The 1,437-nt window shown below is 53.2% G+C and carries 1 protein-coding gene and 2 pseudogenes; all 3 read left to right on the forward strand.

Annotated features, from left to right (window positions below; translation table 11 throughout):
• On the forward strand, nt 1-859 hold an 859-nt coding region (locus A9G06_RS21235), incomplete at its 5' end, for an IS630 family transposase (protein ID WP_253182365.1).
• A pseudogene (locus A9G06_RS21805) lies at nt 850-1,173 on the forward strand (IS3 family transposase); the annotation flags it as partial. The gene A9G06_RS21235 and the pseudogene A9G06_RS21805, both read left to right, overlap by 10 nt.
• Nucleotides 1,174-1,243: 70 nt before the next feature.
• Nucleotides 1,244-1,437, forward strand: a pseudogene (locus A9G06_RS21810) (transposase); the annotation flags it as partial.

Below are 1,437 nucleotides of genomic sequence, written 5' to 3' on the forward strand. Positions count from 1 at the left end.
CGTCCACATCACCACAATGACGGGATACCGCCAGCAAAAGCCGAGATTCGGCCTAACCAAGTGTCCGGATTTAGTTGACCACTACACTCCGCAAGATTTTGGTTATCAGCGCAGCCGCTGGTGTACCGAACTATTGGCTATCAAAATCAATCGATTAACAGGCCTCAATATGGCAGCCTCCACGCTCCGCCGATGGTTACCGCGTATGGGCATTGTCTGGCGAAGGCCCGTGCCGACCTTGCGGATAAAAGACCCGCCCTATCAGGAGAAAATGGCGGATATCGACGCTGCGCTGGCCCGCTGTGATGCCGATAATCCGGTGTTTTATGAGGATGAAGTTGATATAGACCTCAATCCCAAATTAGGGGCCGACTGGATGTTCAGAGCGCAGCAAAAGCGGGTTGTCACACCGGGACAGAACGCGAAACATTACCTGGCAGGCGTTCTCCATGCAGGCAACGGAAGAGTGCTTTACGTCAGCGGGATAATGAAAAACTCATCCCTGTTTATCGCCATGCTGGAAAAGCTGCGTCGCCACTACCGACGAGCCAAAACCATCACGCTGATCCTCGATAACTACATCATTCACAAAAGCAAACAGACCGAGCGATGGTTGAAGCAGAACCCCAAGTTCTGCTTGGTGTTCCAGCCAGTTTACAGCCCTTGGGTTAATCACATAGAACGGCTGTGGCACAAGTTACATGAAACCATCACGCGCAATCATCAATGTAGAGGAATGGCCAGCCTGCTGGCCCGAGTGAAACACTTCATGGATACCGTGTCTCCTTTCCCGGGGAATGGCTATGGCACAGCGAAGGTGAAGCACTATTGGGATCAGTTATTTAGGTGTTCAAGGTGAGCGAGGGTTGCTATCGCTATCAGCCTGTGCTGGCCGATGAAAACCAGGAGATTGCCGACTGGCTGCTGCGCCTCATCGCCAACCAGCGCAACTGGGGTTTTGGACTGTGCTTTCTGTACCTGCGTAATGTCAAAGGCTTTGGCTGGAACCACAAGCGGGTCTAACGGATCTATCGGGCGCTAGAGCTCAATATGCGGATAAAACCCAAGAAGCTGCTAGTGCGCGCTAAGCCGGAGCCGTTGGTTGTCCCTGACCAACCGAATCAATGTTGGTTGATGGACTTTATGCATGACCAGCTCAGCGATGGTCGCTCCACTCACATTGATGAATGTATCGTCCCACACGTTGGCACAGGTGCTGCCGGTTTAGGAGGGGCGACCATCCTATTAGCTGTGTCAGCAAGCGAGCTCGCTCGGTGACGGTGGCTTATCGACAGCCCCCAAAGGGAAGTATTACCGATTTGGTTATCGACTCTACAGGCCTGAAGGTGTTTGCTGAAGGCGAGTGGAAGGTCAGAAAACACGGCGCCGAGAAACGGCGAGTGTGGCGCAAATTGCATCTGGCGGTGGACCCGGCAA

The organism is Aeromonas sp. DNP9, assembly GCF_001728955.1.
Lineage (GTDB): Bacteria > Pseudomonadota > Gammaproteobacteria > Enterobacterales > Aeromonadaceae > Aeromonas > Aeromonas veronii.